This window comes from Bacillus sp. JJ1127 (assembly GCF_036965845.1).
Taxonomy (GTDB): Bacteria; Bacillota; Bacilli; order Bacillales; family Bacillaceae_G; genus Bacillus_A.
The window spans coordinates 15,012-37,207 of sequence record NZ_JBALQK010000054.1 but is presented as its reverse complement, the minus strand read 5'-3'; the positions used below and the strand labels follow the sequence as shown (position 1 = coordinate 37,207).

Sequence of the window (22,196 nt, the reverse complement as noted above, 5' to 3'; positions counted from 1 at the left end):
ACTTTAATCAGTGGGTTTTACGGGCTTTTTATCTTCTACCTAACTTCTTTTCTTTTACCGAATTTTAAGGTGGGAGTATTCCAGCCCGCAAATAGCGGGATAAAGTAACGCTTTAATTAGTAAGACCCTTCACCGCCTACTAATTATGAACCCTCACCAATCGAACTTTATGTACAGTTTCTCTCCCACCTAGCTGCTTTTACTTTCACTACAATGTGAAATAGCTGGATAAACAAAAAAGCCTTTTTTCATAGGGCTTTTTTGTTCATCATTTGAAGTATCTCACTTTTTTCTTGTTCATTAATAACTCGAAGTTTTTGTAGTATGCTCGCGTACAATATGAGTTTATTATATATACGTTCCGACACTTCCTCCCCCTCTTTCCTCAGGTCAACTTTTTTTCTATTGGTAAATTATATGAACAAGTTAGGAAAATGTGTCCATTTTTTGTATAAATACAAATCTTTTTCTATTCGTTTTGTATTCCTATACATATAATAAAGAAAAACTCTAAAGTATAATTCTCATATTTAACTCATATTCCAGAAAATAGTATTCCCTACATTTTTTTCTAATTCAACGCTTGAGACTCCCAAAAATGAGACGTTTGTAAAAACGCCTCATTTTTTCTTACCTTTTTTCGAATTACGATTTGCATATTTCGCTGGGTTTTCATTTTCATACTCTAGTGCAAATTCTGCATCCGGTAGACTTTCCTTTGGAGTTTTATTATGATTGATTGCCGCGCGCTGTTTTACTTTTCGCTTTACCATCTTATTCACCTTCCCTAACTGTAATAACATCTGACTTTCTATCATAGTTTAAGAAAACATTCAAAAATTATTGCTGGGAAGTGTTAACAAGTACAGAACAAAGTCCAGATGGGAATACTACATGCGAACCAACTATTTACATTTCTCATTATACGGAAGAAGGAACGATTACATTGAAGAAAAAACAAAAGATTCATTCACCTATTTTAGATGAAACACTGCCACATCAAATGAATTTCCCGTCCTTTAAAGGAACAGGAAAACAAATGCAGCAGCCTTTTATTAATCCATATAATGTTGTAATTGGGGACAGTAAATATAATTCCCCAAACAGTCCACTTAACAATTGGAGTGATGATATTGATCCTGCCATTATGGCTGGAAAAGAATGGATTCATCCAACAAATGATATCGGATGGATTGCAGAAGAAAATCAAGAATTGCTAAAAAATAAAACAGAACAAGCAGAAGACACATTTATGCATCCCCAATTTGGAATTAACGATTAAAAAGCCATTCTACCTTCACAGGTAGAATGGCTTCATGTTATCCAATAATAATTCTCTCTTTCGGATATTTATAGCGAGGAGGTTGTTCTCTTCCACCACTAGCTAAAATAAATGTTAAAATCCCGACACGCCCAATAAACATAAGAACGATTAATACGAGTTTACCAGCAGTTGTTAGATCTGGGGTGATACCGGTTGATAATCCAGTCGTTCCAAAAGCTGAGCACACTTCAACAACTAAATTCATAAGCGGTACATTTTCTGTAATAGATAAAATCAATAACGCAGAAGCACATAATAAAAACCCCATTGTCATAACAACGGATGCTTTTAAAATATCCTCTTCATGCAATTGCCGTTTAAAGACACGAACTGTTCTTCCACCTTTTGCAAATGAATATAAAGAAAGAATATTAACAGCAAATGTTGTTGTACGTATCCCTCCTCCAACTGAACTTGGAGAAGCACCGATAAACATTAAAATGCTCATAAATAGAAGCGTCGGTTGGGACAAGTCTTGTATATCCATTGTGGCCAACCCACCACTTCTCGTTGTCACAGATTGAAACAATGCATAAAATAACGTTTCATGCCATGACTTTCCATCTAAAAATTGATTTCGCTCTAATAAAAAAATTACAATTGTGCCAACAATAATAAGCGAGAAAAATGTCGTTGCTGTCAATTTTGTAAATAACGAAAATCGAAATAGTTGATGTTTTTTCTTACTTACATACTGTTTTACTTCCATTAATACCGGGAATCCAATTGCTCCTAAGATAATGAGTAGCATATGAATGATTTGTACAATATAGTCTTTTTGGTACGGAATAAGCGATTGACCTGTTAAATCAAAGCCACCGTTTGTTGTCGCACTAACAGAAGCAAAAAAACCATGAAAATAAGCTTCTTTCCACGTTGGGAAATAATGTAAAAACCTTGTTCCTAACAGCAGCGCCCCAACGATTTCTATTGAAATAATTACAATTAAAATAGACCGCATCAAATCAACAAGCCCAGATAAATTTCCTTGGTTATGGTCGGCCATAATTAATCGTCTTCCCTGCAAACCAATTTTTTTACCCGTTATCATCCAAACAAATGTACCAAGTGCCATAATTCCTAAACCACCAAATTGTAAAACAAGCGCTAAAACTATAATCCCCGCTGTACTAAACGTATCAGGAATAGACACAACCGAAAGTCCTGTAACACTTACAGCACTAACAGATGTAAATAAAGCATCTATAAATGTCCACTTTACACCCGGTTTAATAACAAATGGTAAACTTAATAAGATTACCGAAACAATTACTGCTATAAAGTAAAATAAAACGATAAGCTGCACCGGGCGTAATTTTTGTAATAACTTCTTTATCTCTCTCATCCCATCACTTCGCTACCTTTTTTTCTATCGATTAAATAAAGAAAAGTCACTGATTTCTTTATTTGTAAATAATTTCCGAAATAACTTTGCAAATACCATTCCGTATACAGTTCCATTTCCCCCATACGGTAATGCATAATATAAATTAGGTATCTTTTCATCTTCTTTTAAAATAGGAAGTCCATCATGACTTCCACCAAACGCAGCAGCCCAATAATAGTCAGCTCTTACATTTTTCATATTGGGAAACATTTCTTGTATAATTTTAGTAAGTAAATTTCGTTTATACAACAACTTCGTATCACCAATCTTCTGAAGCTTCATCGTTTCATCCAGTCCACCTACAATAATGCGATTCTTATATGTACGAAAATACAAATAAGGCCGGGCCGTTTCCCAAATTAAAGATTGGTCATACCATCCATCAAAATGCTCTTGCTCATTTGTCACAATTGCATAGGAAGTCCCTATTGTTGTGTTTCTTTCTTTTTTTCCAAAGAGCGCTTCGTATCCTGTAGCCATAATAACTGATTTCGCTACAATTTTCTTACCTGTTTTTGTGTAACAAATTAAATCTTTTTGCGCAGGCTTAATGTGCATAGCCTCTGTATTTTCAAAAATAGTAGCCCCAAGTTGCTTCGCTTTATGTATGAGACCATGAGTTAACATATATGGATTCACTTCTGCATCCCCGTGGGTGCATAGTGCCGCTGGCTTTGTAAATGAATATCGATTTCTAATATCAGCTTCCATTAAATACTCAACAGGAAATCCGTAATGGCGTAATGTGCGATATTCTTCCTGCAAAAATGAAATATCTTCACTTTGACTTGCATAATATAAACTTTTTCTTGGAATAAAATTAGGATCAATATCTAGCATTGGAACAATACGTTCTAGTGTCTGCAGGGCCTCATAACAAAGCTGATAAGCACGTACACCTTTTTCTTCACCAAATGTATGAATTAGTGAAGTCAATGATTTATCATGAACGAATTGTAGTAACCCTGTATTAGCAGCTGTGCTTCCATTTGCAATTTTCCCTTTACCAATTAGTGTAACACTCATCCCTATCTTCGTTAACAAATACGCAATATGAGCGCCAGCTTCTCCGCTTCCAATAATAAGCACATCACATATCATATCATTTTCTAATAGTGGATAACAAGGCATACAAGCTCCTTGATTCCAAAACAAATTCCCACATGTTAGTTTCATAACTATACTCCTAAGATGAAATTTCCTCCTTTTATTTTTCGTTATTTCTCAAAAAAAAATCCAGCTAGCACTCGTTAGCTGGATTTTTTATTTCACTTAGCACAATAACAAAATTACCTTTTCCTATCGTGTTTCATCTTAATTAGAACGTTCTTCAAGCCAACCCCCAACTGTTGGATATGTTTGTTTTACAGCTGTTCCACCGTATACAACTGACATATGTCCCGTTGGCAAGCACACATATTGTTTATCTGTACTAGAAATATGCTCAAGTAATGCTTCTACTTGACATGGCAAGGCAATATGATCACGTTTTGCTGAAATATTTAATACATTTGCCTTAATATTTTCGAGTTTAACTTTTTGTCCTCGAATTATAAGCTCACCTTTGACTAGTTTATTATTTTGATAAAAGTCGCGAATCCATTGTCGATATGATTCGCCTGGGAACGGGATACCATCTCCGACCCATTTTTGAATGAGTTTCCAACTTTCTACAAAGCGCTCATTTTCTGAGCGATCAAGTAAAGCAACATACGGACCAACAAAATTTGTAATTGGTTTTAGCATTTTATTTCCAAAATCAATCATTTCCGGTGGTATATTACCAAACGTATCAACTGCTTTGTCTAAGTTAAAATACTTTTCATCTAATAATGGACCATATAATCCTGTCTCAGAAAAATCAAACGGACTTGTCATAAAAATCAAATTACGAATTGGCATATGCGGGTGAAGTGCTGCATAAATGGATGTTAGTGTTCCGCCCATGCAGTAACCAAGTAAAGAAATCTCGTCCGATTTTGCAGTTCTCATTACCTTTTTAACTGCTTTTGCAATATAATCGAACACGAAATCATCAAATTTTAAATGACTATCTTCTAAACCAAATGTTCCCCAATCAAGCATATACACATCAAAACCACGATCTACTAAGTATTCCACCAAACTATTTCCTGGTGTTAAGTCCATAATATATGGCTTATTGATTAACGCATAAATCAATAAAATTGGAACTCCGTGTGTTTTTTCTTGTTTTGGAATGTAACGATAAAGCTTCGTTTTATTTTTAGTCCAAATAACCTCTTTTGGCGTTAAACCAACTTGTGGTTCTGGTTCACGTAGTAGAACTTGACTCGCTCTTTTAAAACGACGATATGCTTTTCGATATTCTTCTGGGTATAATTCCAATTGTTTTTCCCATTCTGTTACGAATGTAGTCATTTTTCTATCTCCTTTTTGATTGATTTCCTTCTTCAAGAAAGAAGTGCACTCCTGCTATGGATATGCACTTTCTTCTTACTTCATTACATATATAATCCGCCGTTAATATTTAGTTGCTGCCCTGTGATATACGCTCCATCACGGCACAGGTATACAACACCTTTTGCAATTTCATCTGCTTGTCCGAAACGTTTCTTTGGAATCTTAGAAACGATTTTTTGACGAACATCTTCCGGTACTTCTGCTACCATTTCTGTATCAATAAATCCTGGGCAAATTGCATTTACTGTTACATTCGTTCTCGCAAGCTCTAATGCTAATGATTTTGTAAACCCTAGCATACCTGCTTTTGCTGCTGAGTAGTTTGTTTGGCCGAACCCACCAGCTTGCCCAATAATAGAGGAAATGCTAATAATTCTTCCTTCTTCAGATTCTGTTATGTAAGGAAGTGCTGCACTTGTTGTATTAAACACACTACTTAAATTCACATCGATTACGCGGTCCCAATCTTCTCGATTTAACTTTTTGAATGTACGATCTCTTGTAATACCAGCATTATTGACAAGAATATCAACCTTACCAAAATGATTCACAGCTTCATCTACAAGGCGTTTTGCATCCTCTAGTTTCGACACATCTGCTTGAACTGCATACACATCATGTCCTTTTGTTCCTAACTCATTTACTAGATTTTCAGCTGCTTCTTTACTGCTATTGTAGTTAATAACAACTTTTGCGCCTTCTTTTGCTAACGCTTCTGTAATCGCTTTTCCAATCCCTTTTGCTCCGCCTGTTACGATTGCTACTTTACCATTTAATTGAACCATTTCTTTTCCCCCTTATTCATTTGTGAACGATAATTAATGAATCAATTTGGCACTCGTATAACGAAGTCCCATATATAATATGTTTTCGCCGTTTATGCTGTCTTAAAAAGAGATTCTTTCTCCCCTTTTTGAAACATTTAACGTATTTCCGAAAGAAGTCCCCATCTTCAAGCGCGTGACGGGCAAGAGCCCGGCGGTAAGGTGGGGATTACTTTTTATTTTCCGGTTTCACCGGTGCTTTTACTTCTTCTTTTGCAGGCTCTTGCAATTTTGCTAATACTTCATTTTGCTTTTCAAGCAGTTCTAAAATCTTATCCATTTTATTTTCTAATGTTCGCATATCTTGTTTCACTTTAATTACATCACGTTTTAGCGTAGGAGGTTGTTCTAAAGAATCTGCTTTCTCTTCCAAAAACTCTTCGATGTTGTCAACTTTATTTTCTAAGTTAATAACAAGCGTAGCTACTCTTGCAATATCTTCTTGAGTTGGCATGTTCACTTTTTCTAAATAGCCCTTTGTTGCATCATTTAACATCTTCTGATAAAACAAGTTCAAATCTAGAACGCTTCCCATCCAAGCAGAATACTCTTCTGTTTTGATTGTTTCATTGAGCGCTTTTCCCCAAAATGTTTCGGTCTGTTCATACACTTCTTTCCATGTTTGTAGTGGATCAAACTTTTGATCAATCACTTCTCCTACACTCCTTTATTCGTATTTGAAACAATTCAACCTATTCACTATTTTCCAATATTCTGAAAAAAAGTTCAAGTCTGTATTTTATTTTTTTCTATATTCTAACAAATGTATTGACTTTAAAAACAGATAAGTGTAAATTGCACTTATAAGCAAAAAATTCCATCTAACTGATTCATGAGGTGATGCACAATCATGCTACAGAATGAACCAGAACAACAAGAAAGTTTGGAAAAAAGCCAAGCGAAACAACCAAACTCCATGCCAAAAAACTTCTTAGTTCCCTTCTTACTTCTCTGTCTAAAAGACTGGAGTCTTCACGGTTACAAACTGATTCAAATGCTAATGGACATCGGCTTTTCTTCTGTTGACCAAGGCAATGTTTATCGTACCTTGCGCAAATTAGAAAAAGAAAACCTTATTTCTTCTACTTGGGATACAAGTGAAGGAGGGCCAGCAAAACGAATTTATTCTTTAACAGAATATGGAGAGCAGTATTTAGCAACATGCGCGACCTCTTTTGAACATTATCAAAATATGCTGCGGACATTTTTTACGTTATACACCAACGCTTTCTTTCCATTTTCTACTTCTCCAGAAAAGGATGAAAAAAACTCTTCATCTTCACCTGGTGGTACAGCAGAATAATCTGCGTTCACAATATGTAAAAAAACATTTGGAGGTCAAACCATGGAAACTAAACCATACGAACTTGTCGATGCATTTTGGAAAAATTGGTCACATTCTCTTTCCCTTTTCTCTTCAGCAGGGAAACAATTAGAGCAACTTACTTTAGAAACATTAAAACAACAACAAGATGCTTTGCATAAATTAACAGCAGGAGTTGACGAACTTGAAAAAGAACTACAACAATTCACTGCTCAATTGAACAGCCAATATACAGAATACGTAAAACAATTTACAGGTAACTCCTTAGACGATCAAATTAATGAATGGCAAGACAAATGGGATGAACTTTCCAATCATATCCATCAGCTTACCGTCTCTCCTACAAAAACATCTTTGTCTATTCTTACTCAAACAAGTGGTCAATTTGAAGAAACAACAAAACAATTTATCGAACAGCAACAACTTCAACGTGACGAGGTGCAAAAACAACTAGAAGGTTTTTTGGAAGAGTTCAAATCCACACAACTGGAACTCGTAAAAAAGTTCGAGGAAAATTCAAAAAATCTATTCACTTCCATCAAGTAAGAAAAATGTGGAAGCTTACTCCCGAACAAACGAAACTCTTTCTTCCTCCCATTACATCAAGATGGCTTACATTTTTCAACATGGAAAAAAAGGAGGAAAACATGAATCCATTTCAAGAAGCACAAGCTGTTAAGGAGCTTCATTACGATGAGATTCAAGTTGGTGATCAAGCATCGCTAACAAAAACAATTACGAATGAAGATATCATCAATTTTGCAAAACTAACTGGAGATGTAAATCCTATTCATATTCTAGATTCTTTTGCAAAAACAACAATATTCAAAGAACGTATTGCACATGGTATGCTTGTTTCAAGCTTTATTTCTACCATTCTTGGAACAAAATTACCCGGAAAAAACACAATTTATTTATCGCAAAATGTTTCATTTCGTGCACCTGTAAAAATCGGCGATACATTGCGTGTAGTCGTAGAGGTTATCCAAAAACGTGATGATAAAAAAATTATTACGTTGCAAACAAATATATATAATCAATTAAATAACATAGTTGTTGAAGGAACAGCAACTATACTAAAAAAAGAGTAGCTAATTTGCTACTCTTTTTTTATATCCAAGAAGTTCTAATCCCTCCGATTACTTCCGTGTATGAGTAGACCTATAACACACACAATAACAGTACCAGTTTATACAGCAAATGATTCAAAACAAAATAAACTGGATTTTAAATAAGGATGTGTCTAACAATGGCAAGAACAAATAAATTACTCGTTCCTGGTGTCGAGCAAGCACTTGAACAATTTAAATATGAAATCGCACAAGAATTTGGTGTAAGTTTAGGATCTAATACAGCATCTCGTTCTAATGGATCTGTTGGTGGCGAAGTAACAAAACGTCTTGTTTCTTTAGCTCAACAACAATTACGTGGATAATCTTATAAACAATGGCTTCTGGGGGCAGATACAATCTGTCCCCTTTCCTTTTCAACATACATTGCAATCCTTTTTCACATACTACAAAAAGCAAACCGAAAGGAAAGATGTACGATATGAAACGGATTAACATCGGAATGAGTCCACCCCGTGTACTCACTTTATCTTTTATTACGCTATCCATTATCGGAACATGCCTATTAAAACTTCCCATCGCTACTACAGCTTCTATTTCTTGGCTAGATGCCTTATTTACAACCGTTTCTGCATTTACAGTTACGGGACTCGGTGTTGTTGATACTGGAAAAATATTCACCTTGTTTGGCCAACTTGTCATTTTAACACTCATACAAGTTGGCGGTCTTGGCATTATGAGCTTCGCTATATTAATCGCAATTATGCTCGGGAGAAAAATCGGTCTCCAAAATCGGATTTTACTACAACAAGCATTAAACCAGACGAACATCGGGGGCGTTATCCGCCTTGCGAAATCATTATTTCTATTTTCTTTTACTGTTGAATGTTTCGCTACCCTTCTTCTTGCTTTTGAATGGATTCCAAAATACGGTGTTTCTCATGGACTATATTATAGTTTCTTTCATGCCATTTCGGCATTTAACAACGCAGGTTTTTCTCTTTGGACTGATAATTTAATGTCTCACTCACATAGCATTCTCGTCAATATAGTCATTTCTTCTCTCATCATTTTAGGAGGAATAGGTTTCACAGTCATAGTAGATATAAAACGAAAAAAAAATTTTAAAAACCTTACCTTACACTCTAAGCTTATGCTCTCTTCTACCCTTATTGTAAATATAGGTGCTACGATTTTAATTTTGATATTTGAATTTGATAACCCTATTTCTATGAAAGGCTTTACACCATTTGAAGAAGGAATGGCTGCTTATTTTCAAGCTATTTCTACACGTACAGCTGGTTTTAATACCGTTGACATAGCGCAATTATCAAAACCTTCTCTTTTATTAATGATGCTCCTCATGTTCATTGGGGCTGGCAGTGCTTCGACAGGTGGAGGTATTAAATTAACAACTTTTTTAATTATGTTATTAGGCGTAGTAAAATTTTTGCGAGAGCAAGATGATATTGTCATTTTCAAAAAATCCATTAAAGATGCCCTTATCGTCAAGGCATTGACAATTACAGTCATTTCAATTTTATTTATCTTCTTTTCCATTTTAATTTTAAGTATTACAGAACAAGTCCCTCTATTAATGAGTGCATTTGAAGTGTTTTCAGCATTTGGAACCGTTGGCCTAAGCATGGGGCTTACTCCGCATTTAACAATAATCGGAAAAATAATCATTGTATTTATGATGTTTTTTGGGAAAATGGGTCCGTTAACGTTAGCATTTTCTTTTGCTCGTAAAAAACAAAGAAAAATAAAATATCCAAATGAAGATATTTTAACGGGTTGACAACCATTTTTATTATCTATATAATAAAAATACAATAACATATCTCCAAAGGGGAGTAGCGTCCAAGAATTTATTCTTGGAAACAAAGTCGTCATTACGTAGAACTTAGTTCTTCCGGCTTTGTTGGCATTTTTATTACATATGTCTAGCAAGACCTTTGCCTATCAACGGCAGAGGTCTTTTTTGCATTCTTTTCCAATTCCTTCCACCGCCGATAGGCAGGAGTATGAGAAAACAAAACAGTGGAGAAACTTCTTCACTTGTTTAAACACAAATGAGAGGAGAATGTACATGGATGTATCATTATTACTACAGTATGGTTGGGTATTACTTATTTTAATTGCACTAGAGGGGATTCTAGCAGCGGATAACGCACTTGTCCTTGCAATCATGGTTAAACATTTACCAGAAGAAAAACGAAAAAAAGCATTATTTTATGGATTAGCAGGAGCTTTTATTTTCCGATTTGGATCATTGTTTATGATTTCTTTCTTAGTCGACGTATGGCAAGTGCAAGCAATAGGTGCAATTTACCTCATGTTTATCGCTGGTAACCATTTATTTAAAACATACGTCAAAAAGAATGCACATGAAGAAACAGAAGAAAAAGAAACAAAGAAAAAACAAGAAAATTTTTGGTGGACTGTATTCAAAGTGGAAGTTGCTGATATCGCCTTCGCAGTGGACTCTATTTTAGCGGCTGTCGCATTAGCAATGACTTTACCTAAAACAGGTTTAGGTACAATCGGTAGCCTCGATACAGGGCAATTCCTTGTTATTTTTGTAGGTGGTCTAATTGGTTTAATCATTATGCGATTTGCTGCATCTGCTTTCGTACAATTATTAAAACGCAAGCCAGGTTTAGAAACAGCCGCTTTCTTAATCGTTGGTTGGGTTGGTGTAAAACTAGCGGTTTATACATTAGCACACCCAGCCCTAGGCGTAATTCCACACGGATTCCCAGAATCTGCTCCATGGAAAATTACATTCTGGCTTGTATTAATCGGAATTGCAATGGGTGGTTGGTTCTTATCTAAAGATACAGAAAATCAAAAAGCACAAAAGAATTTCGATGAAAAAGCGCTGTAACAACAGCGCTTTTTTCTTTCTCTCACTACTTAGTACACTTCCTGTTCAAAAACAGAAGACCTAAAGTTTCACGCTCTCGCATTAAATTATCTCAATATTCAGTAATATACGATATTATACCGTAATATGTTAACGCTTTTAAAATTAAGATATGTCCTTTTTGTGAAAAAATGAACAATCTTATTGAAACTAAAAGCAACTAAGTGTACTTTATTCATATAAAGAATATTTATAAATGATTTATTGAAGGAGCGTAATGATTTATGCTAGAACAAGGAGTAGATTACCTAGTACAGCTCGCAAAGAAAAAGAAAAAAATGTTAGATAACAATCCAATGCAATATTTCCTTCGGGCAGCGCTAGCTGGTGTCTATATGGGTTTTGTTATTGTACTATGTTCTAAATTAGGAAATTTCTTTCATGATGCACATTCACCCGCAACATATTTTGCATTCTCTATCTTTTTTGGAATTGCACTTATTTTAATTATATTTGGCGGAGCTGAATTATTTACAGGAAATACAATGTATTTCACCGTTGCAACTTTACGTAAAGAAACAACTGTTATCGATACACTTCGCAACTGGGGTGCTTGTTATGTAGGAAACTTAGTAGGAGCAGTATTTTTCGCATTACTCTTTTATGCAACTGGTATTTTTGAAACAATAAGTCACAATCACTTATTAAATGAAGTTGCCACAACAAAGATGGGCGCATCAACAATGCACATATTTTTCAAAGCTATTTTATGTAACTGGCTCGTTTGTCTTGCATGTTTCCTTCCATCTCAAGTAAAAGGAGATACAGCTAAACTCCTTATGATATTTTTAACTGTATTTACTTTCTTCATGTCAGGATATGAACATAGCATCGCAAATCTATCCATATTTTCAATTGCTTTACTTGTTCCACATCCTGATACAGTTTCTTTTGCAGGTGCAATTCATAACTTAATTCCAGCTACAATCGGTAACATAGTTGGTGGATCTGTATTTGTTGGTATGGTTTATCATTATTTAACAAAAAACGAAACAAAATCTACAAAACCAGAAATTGATTCTGAACAAACTGAAGAAATTATTCCATTGCCAGCACATGTAAAATAAAGTTCAACTTCCTCTTGTGAGTAAGTTGAACCAATCTGGGGTTTACTGCCCGTCCTTTCATTGAGCAAGCATTCCAAATCGATTGGAATGCTTGCTTTTTTAGTAACTGCCAACACATTTAATTATAATAGATGAAAAAATTTCTCCAGACTCTTTTCCTTTTTGTATCCAATCTAACATATAACGTTGTCCTATCGTATCATTCGTATGAAAATGAATTTCCTCCACATGTAATCGTTCCTTACAAAATACATCTACGAAAAACAACCCATTTCTCTGACGAAATCCCATATTATAATCGAGCGATAACGTATGTACCTTATGATTTCGAATGAGATCCAGCGCTTGTTCGACTATCGTCGCTAGTATAAAACCAGCTGGACACGGTCTTTGGTCATCCAAAAATACATTCTACATACTATATGTACATATTGTACCAAGTGCAATAAAAGGCGCAAAAGGAAGTGGTTCATTATATGTCATACGTTTTAGGGCAATCGAAATGATAAGAAAACAAAGACCAAATAATGATGAGAAACAAAGTGATAATAATATCACTTTTGTTCCAACGACAAAACCAAGTAAAATAAATAATTTCACATCCCCTCCTCCGATTCCTTGTGGATAAATAGCTTGAATGATATATAAGGGCATAAACATAACCATTGCTCCTAACAATCCATCCCACCATAGCCACGGCTGTATAAAAAATCGTTCGATTAGAAATAGTCCTGCAAAAAAGAATAAAATTTGATTTGGAATGACCATATAAAGAAGATCTGTAATAGAAACAATAAGAAGAAGTGATAACAGCGTCCATGCGATAATAAGCTGCTCATTAGCCCCAACAAAAACCGCTGTAAGAAGAAACAATACTCCGGCAACACCTTCAAATAATGGATGAAAATATGAGATTTTTATATGACAGTGCGTGCACCGTCCTTTTTGAATACAAAATGATAAAATGGGGATTAACTCTTTTAATTGTAATACATGGGAACAATGAGAACAATGTGATCGTGGTTTTATGATGGAATAACCGAGCGGAATACGATACGCAACAACGTGATAGAAAGAGCCTAATATCAAACCAGTGAGAAAAGCATATACATAAAATAGCATTCTATTCTCTCCTTTCGCGTCTAGTATAACAAGAAAAAGTAACACATTGTATTTTCAAAAATTCGTCTTTCTCCATAAAAAAACAGGCCCTTATAAGGCCTGTTTCTTCATTTATACTACAAAATAAAATGCTTTTAATGGTCCATGTACACCGACAACAAGATTCATTTCAATATCAGCTGAGTTACTTGGGCCTGTTATAAAGTTAATACAAGATGCAACTTCTTCCCCATTCTCTACACGTGAATTCATATCCTGAACCGCTTGTGTAATACGAGGTACAATTGTTTCACGAGGAATAATAGCAACATACACAGTAGGTAGGAAGTGTAGAGAACGCCCTTGGCCTTTATGACTCTGTACAACAATCGTACCGGATTCTGCTAACGTATAATCACTAAATGCAATCCCAATATTCGCTTTTTCAGCTAAGCGAACATTTTCTTCTTTTTTTTCTGAGTTCCAAATGTTCACTTCAACATTTTGACTTGGAAGTTCTTCCGTAAATAACGATGTCAAACCGTACGCTTCAAAACGCTTGTCTTCCGATAACAGAATAGGTCCGCCGCCATTTTCAGTAATTACTTTTTGAATCGTTGCACTTAAATCATTCTTTGTCGTTTCAATGACAGTCGTATGAATGTTTGTACATTGCTTTTTAAACACTTCTAGCAATTCTTCTTCTGAATAATCTTTTAACGTTTCTACATTTATATTATTTTTCCATACCGGGCGCTTTACACCTTCTGTTCTCTGCTCACGTCCAAGCTCTTTCGCAATATTTTCTAGAAAGGAATCACGGTTTTGAATTGTCCCTGTCATCAGTTATTCCCGCCTTTCTTATGATCTTTATACCAATCACGGAATCTTTCTTTACTTGGGGCTGGGAACTCACGAATATCCGTCCAATTTTTCAGTGGTCCTACACCTTTCGATACACGATTACCAGATGTAAATGGACTCATTGCGGCTGGAGCCATTTTAGAACCCATTTTATATAAAGCTGCTGAAGAAGCACCCATACTAAACATCTTCATTGCTAGTTTTTCTGCAAGTGGTGCACGTCCTTCTTTCTCAACAATGACCTGACGATGTTTTAGTAACAAGTCATGCAATGGAATTTTCACTGGACATGCTTCTGTACATGCCCCGCACAGACTAGATGCATATGGAAGTTCTTTATAATCATCATAACCACCTAAAAGTGGTGTTAACACAGCTCCAATTGGTCCTGGGTAAATTGATCCGTAAGAATGTCCACCAACATGACGATATACAGGACACACATTAATACATGCTGCACAACGAATACATTGTAAAACTTGACGGAATTCTGAACCTAAAATTTCAGAGCGTCCATTATCTACAACAACTAAATGGAATTCCTCAGGTCCATCTACCTCTTCTTCTTGAATCGGGCCAGCTACTGTTACATAACTCGTTAGTTTTTGACCTACCGCACTACGGCATAGTAAACCAACTAAAACATCAAGTTCTTCCATCGTTGGAACCATACGTTCCATACCCATTACCGCAATTTGTGTTTTTGGAATAGACATAACGAGATCTGCGTTCCCCTCATTTGTTACTAAACAAAGAGAACCAGTATTTGCAACTGCAAAGTTACAGCCTGTTACCCCGATTTCAGCATCCATAAATTTTTTGCGAAGGTGCTTACGAACAAACTTCGTCATTTCATATGGATCATCAGAGTTTTCATATCCTAATTTTTCTTTAAATACATCCCGAATTTGCGTTTTATTTTTATGAAGTGCTGGTGCAACAATGTGAGATGGTGGATCATTATCCACTTGTAAAATATATTCTCCTAAGTCACTCTCAACAACTTCGCAACCAATTTCTTCAAGCGCATGATTCATACTAATTTCTTCAGTTACCATCGATTTCGATTTCACAACTTTTTTCGCTTGCTTCTTTTTCGCTACTTCTTGAATATATTGTGCGGCTTCTTCTTTTGTTTTCGCAAAGAAAACATGCCCGCCTCTTTTTGATACATTTTCACTCAGTTGCATCAAATAATAATCTAGATTTTCCAGCGTATGCTGACGAATTTGTTCACCAAGTTCACGCCACTCTTCCCAGTTTCCTAATTCATCTGCTGCTTTTAATCGATTTGTATATAAACGCGTTTGTGCAGAAGATACTGCTCCGCGCATAAACGAATCTTGAATTCCATCGCCAACACGATCATTAAATTTTTTCTCACTGATTTTCATAGACATAGCTTATGTTCCCCCTTTATGAGCGGCTATTCAGTACCTCAGCAATATGCATTACTTTTACTTTTTTACCTAAACGTTCAATACGTCCGCCAATGTTTAACAAACACCCACAGTCAGCACCGATTAAATAATCTGCACCGGTTTCCATCACACTATCAACTTTCTCATCAACCATTTGCTCAGAAATTGGTGTCATCTTAACTGAAAACGTTCCCCCAAAACCACAACAATTTTGTACATTTGGTAGTTCTTTTACAGTTAATCCTTTTACATTTGATAGTAAAATCCCTGGCGCTTCTGTTACTCCAAGCATGCGTGTCATGTGACAAGATTTATGAACAGTTGCTGTTCCTTCTAAGCTAGCTCCAACATCTGTAACTTTTAACACATCTACAATAAATTGTGTTAATTCATATGTTTTATCTGCTACTTTTTGCGCACGTGCTGCCCATTTTGGATCATCTTTAAAAACGTGTGGATACTCATGAAACATTGTCGCACAAGAACCAGATGGCGTAACGATGTATTCCGCATTTTCAAAAGTTTCAATCATGTGTTTCATCGCTTCTTTTGCTGCTTCTACATGGCCGCTATTATAAGCTGGTTGACCACAGCAAACCTGCGCTTCTGGAAATTCGATTTCACAACCTAAACGCTCCAACACTTCAACTGTTGCTTTACCGACGTTTGTTTCAAACATATCGACTAAGCAAGTAACAAACAAAGTAACTTTCATAATTATAATTCCCCCTCATTACAACTTCGCCAATATTCATATGGTCATCAGATGACTAGGAAAAGAAGAAGCAAGGCATCCAATTCCGCCTGATTCTTCCCTTTTCTAAAGAAAACGCTTCCTCAATCTTTCTCTATTTTATCAGAAAACTGAATTTTCGAAAGACTAAATCACGAATTTATATCTCTTCTACCTGTGACAATATGTTCTACATTTGTTAAATGATTTAGCATTGCTTGCTGTGCAGACTCTATATCTTGCTTCAATACCGCATCATAAATAGCTTGATGCTCTTCTAAAAGTCGTTCTGCTGTCGTTTGTTCACCATATAAAATAATGCGTCTTGACTCACCAATTGTTTCAGCAATCATCTCTGAAACATGATTCATAAGTTCAAGTAAGATATTATTATGTGAAGATTCTGCAATCCCCATGTGAAAATGAAAATCTGCTTTTTCACCAGCTTTTTCATCTCCCATGCCTTTTGCCATTTCATCTAACCAACGCTTCATATTTTGTAAATTACCTTCCGTACGCTTCGCTGCAGCTGCTCGAACTGCCCCCACTTCAAGCACTTTTCGCACTTCCAATAAATTTAAAATATCTTCCTTCTTTATTAACAATGTATGATTTAACGATTTTGTCAATGCTGAAGAATCAAAGCTCTTCACATATGTCCCTTCTCCTTGTTTCATTTCAATTAAGCCCATTGCTCGCAAAGCACTCAGCGCTTCACGAACTGCAGATCTGCCAACTTGAAACTGCTCAGCTAATTGATGAACAGGAAGAAGTTTGTCACCAGGTTTTAATGTACCATTTTTTATCATTGTTAAAATGGCTTCAGATACCTCTTCGTAAATTTTTTTCGGTTTAATAGATTTGTATTCCAGTTAAATCACCCCAGTATCATCCAAACAACAGTTAAAACGATTTATAAAAACATAGCATCCATACCTATTTTAGAACGAATTGGTAAGAAGTACAAATGTTTTGTTCATAAAACCGTCAATTTTTTGTTATATGGTGGAGATTAATGGATATTATCTCCATTAACAATTGATTTATAATTTTTCTCCCTACATCCTCCTTGCTTATTCCATAATGATTTCCCTTATAAGAAAAAGCATATTCTAGACTAGAACATGCTTTCTTCTTCATTTATCCCAGTTGGTGAGGAATGCCCTGCACTAACTAAAGTTTCACTCTATCTGTAATTGTATGATAACCGTTGTCCCTTTCCCTTTTTCACTTTCAATTCGCCATTCTCCATCATGAATATGCACAATTTGTTTTACAATCGCAAGCCCTAGACCGGTTCCTCCATGCTGACGACTTCTTGCTTTATCTACTCGGTAGAACCTTTCACCAAGCTGTTCAAAATGTTCCGGATCAATTCCAATTCCCGTATCCTGTATTCTCAATTCACAATACGTATCTTTTTTCTCTAGTTTTATTACAATATGCCCATCTGGATTTGTATAACGTATCGCATTATCTAACAAGTTATGAAGTACTTGCTGCATTCGATCCTCATCAATCATTACAATAATATCTGGATCAAGATCCATTGAAATATGCAGTTGTTTTTCTGTACATTTCAATTCATACGTTTCCAATACATCTTCAATAAGCTGAGCAAACACAATCGGTTGTTTTTTTAACGGAAAATGCTCTCCTTCTAGCTGTGCTAAATCTAATAAATCATGTACAAGCCGCTGCATACGCCCCGCTTCTTTATGAATGAGCTGCGTAAATTTCGATTGTTGTTGTCCCTTTGCCACACCATCTAAGATTGCTTCGCTATACCCCTTAATATAACTAAGCGGTGTCCGAAGTTCATGCGAAACATTCGCTAAAAATTCCTTGCGTTTTGCATCTTCGGCCTCCAATGAAGTTGCCATTTTATTAAATGCTTTTCCTAAACGACCAATTTCATCCTCAGATGAAATTGTAATACGCTCAGAAAAATCTCCCGTTGCCATATGATTTGCCACTCGTTCCATTTGTGAGAGCGGCTTTGTAATTGCAATAATAATTTTTCGGCCAATCCATATTGTAAGTATCATCATGCAAAGAGCCAATGGTGCTAAAATAAGTCCCATATCAAATATTAAATCTTTAATACTCTTTAGCGGAATATACGAGTATACAATCCCAACTAACTTTTTTTCTTCTAAAACAGGAATGACCACGCCCATAATCTTGCGCTGAAAGTGTTCTTCAAATCCTACCTTTGTAACTGTCTTCCCATCTAATAATGCCTGCCTATCATTTTCACTAATGAGAGAATGATAATGTACATCAAAAGGTAAACATGCACTTAAATCACGTGGATTACTCACGAAAAGTATATCTGCACTCGCAATACGATCAAACGCCTTCACTTTTTCCTCGAATGCTGAGACACCTTCTTGTTTGTCATATTGTGATACGAGTCTTTTTCCTTCCATTACTAATGAATCTTCAATATTTTGAACATATAACTTTTCATATGAATATAAAGACACGAAATAAAGAAAAGAAACTGTTACACATACTGCACATACTACTGTAAGCCAAAGCTTTTGTACCATCGTAAACATATTACACCTCAAATTTATAGCCTACACCCCAAACGGTTTGAATGTAGTTTCCACTTTCTCCAAGCTTTAAGCGCATCGTTTTCACATGTGTATCTACCGTTCTTGTACTTCCTGCGTAATCATATCCCCATACTTTTTCAAGCAATTGCTCCCGGCTAAACACTTGTCCATGATGCTGGCAAAGAAAGTATAGTAAATCAAACTCTTTTACCGTAAGAGAAATTGTCTCACCGTTCGTCTCAATCCGTCTGCTTTTTTCATTAATTAGAATGGGACCAAACTGAAGCTCCTCTTGTTGTTCTTGCTTTGTATATCGCCTTAATACAGCTTCCATACGAGCAATGAGTTCTCCTGGACTAAACGGCTTCACAATATAATCGTCTGCCCCCATTCGTAAACCATTCACGCGGTTCCATTCTTCACCTTTTGCAGTTAAAAAAATAATGGGAACATCTGATGTTTTCCTAATTTCTTTACAGACTGAAATCCCGTCCATCTCCGGCATCATAATATCCAAAACGACGAAATCATAATGATTTGTCTCTAACTTCTGAAGAGCTTCCTTTCCATTTTCAGCTTCTCCCCATTCATACCCAAAGTTATCTAAATACATGCCGACAAGCTGCCTCATATCACTTTCGTCATCCACAAGTAACACTTTATATTTATTCATTTCCCTCTCCCTTCTCGCTGCACAAGTTGGAATGGTCCCTTTCCAACTGCAATCGTTTGTTTTACTTTCATATCCTGTATATCAATGACATACACTTCATTACTATCATAGCTGGCTACATAACCTTCTTTTCCGCTTTTCAAAAAAGCAAATGGGTTAGATCCGACTTCTATCGCCCCTACTTCTTGATAAGTATGAGCATCAAACTTTCTGAGCATATTTGATCCATGACTTAAGGCGTACACAAATTTTTCATCACCTGCAATACTAACCGGCATAAATGGTGCATGTAAAGAACGTATCATCTCTCCATTACTTAAAGAATATACTAATACTTTCTCATTCACTTGTTTTCCATCACCATGTCCACCAATCCATATTTCCTTACCATCAGCGCTGACCATTGCTCCTGTTGATGCTGGTGGCACCATAAAAGATTGTATAACTTGCTTTTTCTCTAAATCAATTGTAGATAGCTGTGTATCATAAAAGTTTAATACATATAATCGTTTCTCATGCTGCACCATTGTTAACGGACCTTTTCCTACCGAAACACTTCCTATCTCTTTCCCGTTTATCGTAAAGAATCGTACTTTTTGTTCATTCTGATCGGCGAAAAATAATTGTTTTCCATCATTTGATACGACGACATTTGTAATTCCTTTTCCTGTCTTCCATTTTTTCATTTGTTTTCCTTCTGTTAACGAGTATATATATACATATTCTAATTGCTTACCATATACAAGCATGTCTTCTCCATTCGGAAGCATCGCAATTCCTGTAATTGGTTCTTTTAATTCCCATGTTGTTAATGTCTTTTTCGACTTTTTATCAATAAAACTAACGCTACCTTCTTTAATATTTGTCGTTATAAGTATACTTTTATTTTTAGCAATCGGTGTATATGAATTTCCCTGACACCCTGCTAACAGAAACAAAAAACATAGAAGAAAAACGTACTTCTTCAAAAGATTCCCTCCATCTTTAGATGATTTCGTTATAATTGTAAAATAGCAAATATTTGTGAGGAAAGTGTGAAATCTTCCTATCTTAATGAAACTACATATATAATGTACAACAAACAGAAATAGAGGTGTGCAAATTATGCTTTTTCCTGATTTAGCAAATAAAATTGTACGTGAAGTTCGAAGGCTAATTACAGAGAACATCATTATTATTGATATACAAGGGACAATTATTGCAAGTACAGACACTGAACGAATTGGACAATTTCATGAAGGTGCTCTTCGTTGTGCAAAGCAAAAGAAAACAGTCATTATTACAAAGGAAGATGAACAGCATTTACAAGGGGTAAAAGCTGGAATGAATCTTCCGCTTCTGTTCCATGATGAAGTAATCGGTGTGATCGGTATAACGGGAGAACCCGAAAATATTTCACAGTATGGAGAAATATTAAGAAAAATGACCGAATTATTAATTCATGAAAATTATTTTCTAGAACAACTAGAACTTGAGCAACGTTCATATGAAGCATTTGTTTTTGATTGGCTTCAAAGTAATGATTGGTCCCCTAGTTTTCTAGATCGTGCGAAAACACTGGGCATCGATTTATATAAGAAGAAACAACTCATTTTATTTTCCTTTGATCAAGATGACACGATGCTGCAACGTAAAATTTGGCAACATATTCGGAACCTGCTAACGAAGGAGGAACTATTTGTACGCTGGGGAAATGACCGTTTTATTTTATTTACGACAATGGAGTCAAAAACGAAGTCCTTTCAATTTTTAAAACGATTAAAGCAAGATTGTGAAACTTTATTCCCTATTACACTATATATCGGTATTGGGCAAACTGTTATGCCAAGCGAAATGCATATATCCTATGAACAAGCATTACGTGCTCTTTCAGTTGCTTTTGAAACAAAAGGTATTATATTTAATGAAGATTTACGTTTAGAAATGTGTTTACAAGATATTACTGCTGAAACCCGTACAGAATTTCTGAAACGCACGATTTATAACTTATTATCTGCAACTGAACTCATGCAAACGCTACGCTTATTTATTGATCATAATCAATCATATAAACAAACAGCAGAAAGATTGCACATTCATATTAATACATTGCATTACAGACTCAACAAAATCGAAGAATATACAGGACTTAACCCAAAACATTTTAAAGATTTAATCGTTTTATATTTCGCCCTCCTCTTATTGGATAATCACACAAAAAAAGATGGAAAAATCAATCAATTTTCAGTCATTCATCCATAGAAAGAAGTCCCCTACTTTTTTATGATTATAATGAAAACACTGTTACAACGCTTTTATCCTTATGTTCTTTCATCGGTATATAATAAGTACAATTTGAAAAACCAACATAAAACCTTTCTTTTTAAGTGGGAGAGAGCATCCAGCTATGCATAGAAGCGGTCAGATCCCTTTCCCGCCCCATGTCAAGTTAAAACAAAGAGAAAAAACGAGTTATTCTTTGGAGTAACGACTT

The 22,196-nt window shown here is 35.5% G+C and carries 24 protein-coding genes and 1 riboswitch; of the genes, 9 read left to right on the top strand and 15 right to left on the bottom strand.

Annotated elements, in window-relative coordinates; genetic code table 11:
* Positions 1-620: 620 nt before the first annotated feature.
* Positions 621-773, bottom strand: a complete 153-nt coding sequence (locus V7183_RS07145) for a hypothetical protein (protein WP_170958205.1) — start codon at positions 771-773, stop codon at positions 621-623.
* A gap of 173 nt (positions 774-946) precedes the next feature.
* Between V7183_RS07145 and V7183_RS07140 the strand changes: the two genes are divergently transcribed.
* Positions 947-1,282, top strand: a complete 336-nt coding sequence (locus V7183_RS07140; protein ID WP_141523340.1) for a DUF3905 domain-containing protein — start codon at positions 947-949, stop codon at positions 1,280-1,282.
* A gap of 37 nt (positions 1,283-1,319) precedes the next feature.
* On the opposite strand, the gene V7183_RS07135 is transcribed toward V7183_RS07140, so the two are convergent.
* The 5 genes from V7183_RS07135 to phaR form a co-directional block, all read right to left on the bottom strand.
* A complete protein-coding gene (locus tag V7183_RS07135) occupies positions 1,320-2,669 on the bottom strand; it encodes a TrkH family potassium uptake protein (protein ID WP_097896115.1) in 1,350 nt (449 codons plus the stop codon).
* 24 nt (positions 2,670-2,693) lie between these two features.
* Entirely contained in the window at positions 2,694-3,887 is a 1,194-nt protein-coding gene (locus V7183_RS07130) for an NAD(P)/FAD-dependent oxidoreductase (RefSeq protein WP_335359065.1), read from the bottom strand.
* Positions 3,888-4,025: 138 nt separating this feature from the next.
* A complete protein-coding gene (phaC, locus tag V7183_RS07125; RefSeq protein ID WP_335359064.1) occupies positions 4,026-5,111 on the bottom strand; it encodes a class III poly(R)-hydroxyalkanoic acid synthase subunit PhaC in 1,086 nt (361 codons plus the stop codon).
* Positions 5,112-5,194: 83 nt separating this feature from the next.
* Complete coding sequence (locus tag V7183_RS07120; protein ID WP_097896110.1) at positions 5,195-5,938, bottom strand: acetoacetyl-CoA reductase; 744 nt, start codon at positions 5,936-5,938, stop codon at positions 5,195-5,197.
* 208 nt (positions 5,939-6,146) lie between these two features.
* A complete protein-coding gene (phaR, locus tag V7183_RS07115) occupies positions 6,147-6,629 on the bottom strand; it encodes a polyhydroxyalkanoic acid synthase subunit PhaR (RefSeq protein ID WP_097896108.1) in 483 nt (160 codons plus the stop codon).
* 198 nt (positions 6,630-6,827) lie between these two features.
* Here phaR and phaQ point away from each other — a divergent pair, with 198 nt between their 5' ends.
* The 7 genes from phaQ (at position 6,828) to V7183_RS07080 (ending at position 12,367) form a co-directional block, all read left to right on the top strand.
* Positions 6,828-7,280: a poly-beta-hydroxybutyrate-responsive repressor gene (gene phaQ, locus V7183_RS07110; RefSeq protein ID WP_097896107.1), complete on the top strand. Its 453-nt coding sequence runs from the start codon at positions 6,828-6,830 to the stop codon at positions 7,278-7,280.
* Between the two features lie 42 nt (positions 7,281-7,322).
* Positions 7,323-7,847: a polyhydroxyalkanoic acid inclusion protein PhaP gene (phaP, locus tag V7183_RS07105; RefSeq protein WP_335359063.1), complete on the top strand. Its 525-nt coding sequence runs from the start codon at positions 7,323-7,325 to the stop codon at positions 7,845-7,847.
* 101 nt (positions 7,848-7,948) lie between these two features.
* The gene (locus tag V7183_RS07100) at positions 7,949-8,392 is read left to right on the top strand and encodes a MaoC family dehydratase (protein ID WP_097896103.1); all 444 of its coding nucleotides are present in this window, start codon (positions 7,949-7,951) and stop codon (positions 8,390-8,392) included.
* 158 nt (positions 8,393-8,550) lie between these two features.
* The gene (locus V7183_RS07095; protein ID WP_097896101.1) at positions 8,551-8,736 is read left to right on the top strand and encodes an alpha/beta-type small acid-soluble spore protein; all 186 of its coding nucleotides are present in this window, start codon (positions 8,551-8,553) and stop codon (positions 8,734-8,736) included.
* Between the two features lie 116 nt (positions 8,737-8,852).
* Entirely contained in the window at positions 8,853-10,172 is a 1,320-nt protein-coding gene (locus tag V7183_RS07090) for a TrkH family potassium uptake protein (RefSeq protein ID WP_335359062.1), read from the top strand.
* 38 nt (positions 10,173-10,210) lie between these two features.
* Positions 10,211-10,377, top strand: a riboswitch (yybP-ykoY riboswitch).
* A gap of 86 nt (positions 10,378-10,463) precedes the next feature.
* Positions 10,464-11,261, top strand: coding sequence for a TerC family protein (locus tag V7183_RS07085; protein ID WP_097896097.1), 798 nt, complete (start codon positions 10,464-10,466; stop codon positions 11,259-11,261).
* 263 nt (positions 11,262-11,524) lie between these two features.
* Positions 11,525-12,367: a formate/nitrite transporter family protein gene (locus tag V7183_RS07080; protein WP_335359061.1), complete on the top strand. Its 843-nt coding sequence runs from the start codon at positions 11,525-11,527 to the stop codon at positions 12,365-12,367.
* 99 nt (positions 12,368-12,466) lie between these two features.
* Here the strand turns inward: V7183_RS07080 and V7183_RS07075 are convergent, their stop codons facing one another.
* From V7183_RS07075 to V7183_RS07035, 9 genes are all read right to left on the bottom strand, one after another.
* Entirely contained in the window at positions 12,467-12,769 is a 303-nt protein-coding gene (locus V7183_RS07075) for a cyclic-phosphate processing receiver domain-containing protein (protein ID WP_335359060.1), read from the bottom strand.
* 9 nt (positions 12,770-12,778) lie between these two features.
* Entirely contained in the window at positions 12,779-13,489 is a 711-nt protein-coding gene (locus tag V7183_RS07070) for a prepilin peptidase (RefSeq protein ID WP_335359059.1), read from the bottom strand.
* Between the two features lie 111 nt (positions 13,490-13,600).
* The gene (locus V7183_RS07065; RefSeq protein ID WP_097896089.1) at positions 13,601-14,311 is read right to left on the bottom strand and encodes a LutC/YkgG family protein; all 711 of its coding nucleotides are present in this window, start codon (positions 14,309-14,311) and stop codon (positions 13,601-13,603) included.
* A complete protein-coding gene (locus V7183_RS07060) occupies positions 14,311-15,732 on the bottom strand; it encodes a LutB/LldF family L-lactate oxidation iron-sulfur protein (protein WP_097896087.1) in 1,422 nt (473 codons plus the stop codon). The genes V7183_RS07065 and V7183_RS07060 overlap by 1 nt, the downstream gene beginning before the upstream one ends.
* Before the next feature lie 16 nt (positions 15,733-15,748).
* The gene (locus tag V7183_RS07055; protein WP_097896085.1) at positions 15,749-16,468 is read right to left on the bottom strand and encodes a (Fe-S)-binding protein; all 720 of its coding nucleotides are present in this window, start codon (positions 16,466-16,468) and stop codon (positions 15,749-15,751) included.
* Between the two features lie 170 nt (positions 16,469-16,638).
* The gene (locus V7183_RS07050; RefSeq protein WP_255257286.1) at positions 16,639-17,328 is read right to left on the bottom strand and encodes a FadR/GntR family transcriptional regulator; all 690 of its coding nucleotides are present in this window, start codon (positions 17,326-17,328) and stop codon (positions 16,639-16,641) included.
* A 339-nt stretch (positions 17,329-17,667) separates the two neighbouring features.
* Entirely contained in the window at positions 17,668-19,050 is a 1,383-nt protein-coding gene (locus V7183_RS07045; RefSeq protein WP_335359058.1) for a sensor histidine kinase, read from the bottom strand.
* Position 19,051: 1 nt separating this feature from the next.
* On the bottom strand, positions 19,052-19,723 hold the full coding sequence (locus V7183_RS07040) for a response regulator transcription factor (protein WP_097896078.1): 672 nt from the start codon (positions 19,721-19,723) through the stop codon (positions 19,052-19,054).
* Entirely contained in the window at positions 19,720-20,691 is a 972-nt protein-coding gene (locus V7183_RS07035; RefSeq protein WP_335359057.1) for a YncE family protein, read from the bottom strand. Before V7183_RS07035 ends, V7183_RS07040 begins: the two co-directional genes overlap by 4 nt.
* Before the next feature lie 136 nt (positions 20,692-20,827).
* Here V7183_RS07035 and V7183_RS07030 point away from each other — a divergent pair, with 136 nt between their 5' ends.
* Positions 20,828-21,964 (top strand): CdaR family transcriptional regulator, encoded by a 1,137-nt coding sequence (locus V7183_RS07030; RefSeq protein ID WP_335359056.1) that lies wholly within the window; start codon positions 20,828-20,830, stop codon positions 21,962-21,964.
* Positions 21,965-22,196 lie beyond the last annotated feature (232 nt).

Excerpts from the sequence above, each read along its gene's own strand:
- V7183_RS07145 (WP_170958205.1), bottom strand. The coding sequence starts at position 773 with ATGGTAAAGCGAAAAGTAAAACAGCGCGCGGCAATCAATCATAATAAA.
- V7183_RS07135 (WP_097896115.1), bottom strand. The coding sequence starts at position 2,669 with ATGAGAGAGATAAAGAAGTTATTACAAAAATTACGCCCGGTGCAGCTT.
- V7183_RS07130 (WP_335359065.1), bottom strand. The coding sequence starts at position 3,887 with ATGAAACTAACATGTGGGAATTTGTTTTGGAATCAAGGAGCTTGTATG.
- phaC (WP_335359064.1), bottom strand. The coding sequence starts at position 5,111 with ATGACTACATTCGTAACAGAATGGGAAAAACAATTGGAATTATACCCA.
- V7183_RS07120 (WP_097896110.1), bottom strand. The coding sequence starts at position 5,938 with ATGGTTCAATTAAATGGTAAAGTAGCAATCGTAACAGGCGGAGCAAAA.
- phaQ (WP_097896107.1), top strand. The coding sequence starts at position 6,828 with ATGCTACAGAATGAACCAGAACAACAAGAAAGTTTGGAAAAAAGCCAA.
- phaP (WP_335359063.1), top strand. The coding sequence starts at position 7,323 with ATGGAAACTAAACCATACGAACTTGTCGATGCATTTTGGAAAAATTGG.
- V7183_RS07100 (WP_097896103.1), top strand. The coding sequence starts at position 7,949 with ATGAATCCATTTCAAGAAGCACAAGCTGTTAAGGAGCTTCATTACGAT.
- V7183_RS07095 (WP_097896101.1), top strand. The coding sequence starts at position 8,551 with ATGGCAAGAACAAATAAATTACTCGTTCCTGGTGTCGAGCAAGCACTT.
- V7183_RS07090 (WP_335359062.1), top strand. The coding sequence starts at position 8,853 with ATGAAACGGATTAACATCGGAATGAGTCCACCCCGTGTACTCACTTTA.
- V7183_RS07085 (WP_097896097.1), top strand. The coding sequence starts at position 10,464 with ATGGATGTATCATTATTACTACAGTATGGTTGGGTATTACTTATTTTA.
- V7183_RS07080 (WP_335359061.1), top strand. The coding sequence starts at position 11,525 with ATGCTAGAACAAGGAGTAGATTACCTAGTACAGCTCGCAAAGAAAAAG.
- V7183_RS07070 (WP_335359059.1), bottom strand. The coding sequence starts at position 13,489 with ATGCTATTTTATGTATATGCTTTTCTCACTGGTTTGATATTAGGCTCT.
- V7183_RS07065 (WP_097896089.1), bottom strand. The coding sequence starts at position 14,311 with ATGACAGGGACAATTCAAAACCGTGATTCCTTTCTAGAAAATATTGCG.
- V7183_RS07060 (WP_097896087.1), bottom strand. The coding sequence starts at position 15,732 with ATGTCTATGAAAATCAGTGAGAAAAAATTTAATGATCGTGTTGGCGAT.
- V7183_RS07055 (WP_097896085.1), bottom strand. The coding sequence starts at position 16,468 with ATGAAAGTTACTTTGTTTGTTACTTGCTTAGTCGATATGTTTGAAACA.
- V7183_RS07045 (WP_335359058.1), bottom strand. The coding sequence starts at position 19,050 with ATGTTTACGATGGTACAAAAGCTTTGGCTTACAGTAGTATGTGCAGTA.
- V7183_RS07040 (WP_097896078.1), bottom strand. The coding sequence starts at position 19,723 with ATGAATAAATATAAAGTGTTACTTGTGGATGACGAAAGTGATATGAGG.
- V7183_RS07030 (WP_335359056.1), top strand. The coding sequence starts at position 20,828 with ATGCTTTTTCCTGATTTAGCAAATAAAATTGTACGTGAAGTTCGAAGG.